The organism is Aurantiacibacter odishensis, assembly GCF_003605195.1.
GTDB classification, from domain to species: domain Bacteria; phylum Pseudomonadota; class Alphaproteobacteria; order Sphingomonadales; family Sphingomonadaceae; genus Alteraurantiacibacter; species Alteraurantiacibacter odishensis.
The window spans coordinates 1-3,241 of the sequence record NZ_QYOS01000007.1; the positions used below are offsets into that span (position 1 = coordinate 1).

2 protein-coding genes are annotated in these 3,241 nt (G+C 63.3%); both read left to right on the forward strand.

All coding sequences use genetic code 11. The features are described 5' to 3' along the window. The coding region (gene scpA, locus D4Q51_RS00090; RefSeq protein ID WP_120075315.1) for a methylmalonyl-CoA mutase at positions 1–1,947 on the forward strand (1,947 nt) is incomplete at its 5' end. Positions 1,948–1,949: 2 nt separating this feature from the next. Then, the coding region (locus D4Q51_RS00095) for an acetyl-CoA carboxylase biotin carboxylase subunit (protein ID WP_120075317.1) at positions 1,950–3,241 on the forward strand (1,292 nt) is incomplete at its 3' end.

Here is a 3,241-nt window from a genome sequence, read left to right on the forward strand (position 1 = left end):
TGGACGATCCGGCAGTATGCGGGCTTTTCGACGGCGGAGGAATCGAACGCCTTTTATCGCCGTAACCTGGCGATGGGTCAGAAAGGCCTCTCGGTCGCTTTCGACCTTGCCACGCATCGCGGTTACGATTCGGATCACCCGCGCGTGCGCGGCGACGTGGGCAAGGCGGGTGTCGCCATCGATACCGTGCGCGACATGGAGATCCTGTTCGATCAGATCCCATTGGAAGAAATGAGCGTATCGATGACCATGAACGGGGCAGTGATCCCGGTCATGGCGTTTTACATCGTGGCGGCAGAGCGGCAGGGGGTCAGCCAGGAAAAGCTCAGCGGCACCATCCAGAACGACATCCTGAAGGAGTTCATGGTCCGCAACACCTACATCTATCCGCCAGCGCCATCGATGCGGATCGTGTCGGACATCATCGCCTACACATCTGCGCACATGCCGCGCTTCAACTCGATCTCGATCAGCGGCTATCACATGCACGAGGCAGGGGCGACGGCGGTGCAGGAACTCGCCTTCACCATTGCCGACGGCAAGGAATACGCCAAGCGCGCGATGGAAACGGGGCTCGATATCGACGCCTTTGCGCCGCGCCTGTCGTTCTTCTGGGGCATCGGCATGAACTTCTTCATGGAGATCGCCAAGATGCGCGCCGCGCGCCTGCTGTGGCACGAGGTGATGACCGAGCTTGGCGCGAAGAACGAGAAGTCCAAGATGCTGCGCACGCACTGCCAGACTTCGGGCGTATCGCTGCAGGAGCAGGACCCCTACAACAACGTGATCCGCACGACGCTGGAGGCGCTCTCTGCCGTGCTGGGCGGCACGCAGTCGCTGCACACCAATGCGCTGGACGAAGCCATTGCGCTGCCGACCGACTTCTCAGCCCGGATCGCGCGCAACACGCAGCTCGTGATCCAGGAAGAGACGGGCATCTGCAACGTCGCCGATCCGCTGGGTGGCAGCTACTATATCGAGGCGCTGACGAAACAGATCGCCGACAAGGCCCGCGAACTGCTGGCCGAAGTCGACGAGGCTGGCGGCATGACCGCCTACGTCGCCAGCGGCGCGCCCAAGGCGGCGATCGAATCCGCCGCTGCCGAGAAGCAGGCCAAGGTCGACAAGGGCGAGACGGTGATCGTCGGCGTCAACAAGTACCGCAAGGCCGAGGAAGACCCGATCGATACGCTCGATATCGACAACCACAAGGTCCGCGCATCGCAGGTCGCCCGCATCGAGAAGGTGCGCCAAGGCCGCGACGAAGCCGCTTGCCAGGCGGCGCTCGAGGCGCTGGTCGAAGGTGCTCGAAGCAACGACAACCTGCTTGCGCTGGCCGTGGAAGCCGCGCGCCACGATGCGACACTGGGCGAAATCTCCGCCGCGATGGAGAAGGCCTTCGGTCGCTACGACACGATCCCCACGCCGGTGAAGGGCGTCTATTCCAGCGCCTACGAAGGCGACGCGCGTTACGCGCAGGTGGTGGAGGGGGTGGAGGCCGTGGGCCGCCGCCTTGATCACAAGCCCCGTATCCTCGTCGCCAAGATGGGTCAGGACGGGCACGATCGCGGCGCCAACGTGATCGCATCTGCCTTTGCCGACATGGGGTTCGAGGTGATCAGCGGCCCGCTGTTCCAGACGCCCGAGGAAACGGCGAAGATGGCGCTGGAGCACGAGGTGGACGCCGTGGGCGCATCATCGCTGGCCGCCGGTCACAAGACGCTGATCCCGGAACTGATCGAACACCTGAAGGATGCAGGCCGCGCCGATATCAAGGTGGTGGCAGGCGGCGTAATCCCGCAGACGGACTACGACATCCTGAAAAAGGCCGGCGTGCAGGGTATCTACGGCCCCGGCACCAACGTGGTGGAAGCAGCCGCAGACCTGCTAAGGCTGCTCGGCCACAACATGCCGCCTGCCGATGACGAAATGGAAGCTGCGCAGTAATCATGTTCACAAAAATCCTCATCGCCAACCGGGGCGAGATCGCGTGCCGGGTTATCAAGACGGCCAAGGCCATGGGTATCGAGACCGTGGCGGTCTATTCCGATGCCGATGCGCGCGCCCCCTTCGTGCGACAAGCCGACGAGGCCGTCCACATCGGGCCGCCACCTGCCAATGAGAGCTACCTGCTCGCCGACAAGATCATCGCCGCCTGCAAGCAGACCGGGGTCGAGGCGGTGCATCCGGGCTATGGCTTCCTCTCCGAACGCGCCAGTTTCGTCGAGGCGCTGGAGGCGGAGAACATCGCCTTCATTGGCCCGCCAGCCAGCGCGATTGCCGCGATGGGCGACAAGATCGAGTCCAAGAAGCTGGCCAAGCAGGCGGGCGTCAACACCGTGCCCGGCTCCGAAGATGCCATCGATACGACGCAAGAGGCGCTGAAAGTCTCCAACGAAATCGGCTATCCGGTGATGATGAAGGCCAGCGCAGGCGGCGGCGGCAAGGGCATGCGGCTTGCATGGAACGACAAGGACGTGGAGGAAGGGTTCGAGGCGACCAAGCGCGAGGGCCTCAACTCCTTCGGTGACGACCGCGTGTTCATCGAGAAGTTCATCGAGGACCCGCGCCATATCGAGATACAGGTGCTGGGCGACAAGCACGGCACGGTGCTGTATCTGAATGAGCGCGAGTGCTCTATCCAGCGTCGCCATCAGAAGGTGGTGGAAGAAGCGCCGTCGCCCTTCGTCACGCCCGAAATGCGCCGCAAGATGGGCGAGCAGGCCGTCGCTCTCAGCAAGGCCGTGGGCTATCACTCGGCAGGGACGGTGGAACTGATCGTGTCGGGCGCGGACCCGACGGGGGAGAGCTTCTACTTCCTCGAAATGAATACCCGACTTCAAGTGGAGCATCCCGTCACCGAAGCCATCACCGGTATTGATCTGGTGGAATACATGATCCGCGTGGCGGCGGACGAAAAGCTGCCGATGAGCCAGGACGATATCGGCATCGACGGCTGGGCGATCGAAAACCGCATCTATGCCGAAGACCCCTATCGCGGCTTCTTGCCCAGCACCGGGCGACTGGTGCGCTATGCCACCCCGGTCGAGCCGTGGGCGGGCGACCTTCGCGGTGTGGACGGTGTGCGGTTCGATTCAGGTGTGCAGGAAGGCGGCGAGGTGTCGATCTTCTACGATCCGATGATCGCCAAGCTGGTGACATGGGGCAGGACGCGCGACGAGGCGGCAGACCTTCAGATTGCGGCGCTGGACGCGGTGGAACTGGAAGGGCTTGGCCACAA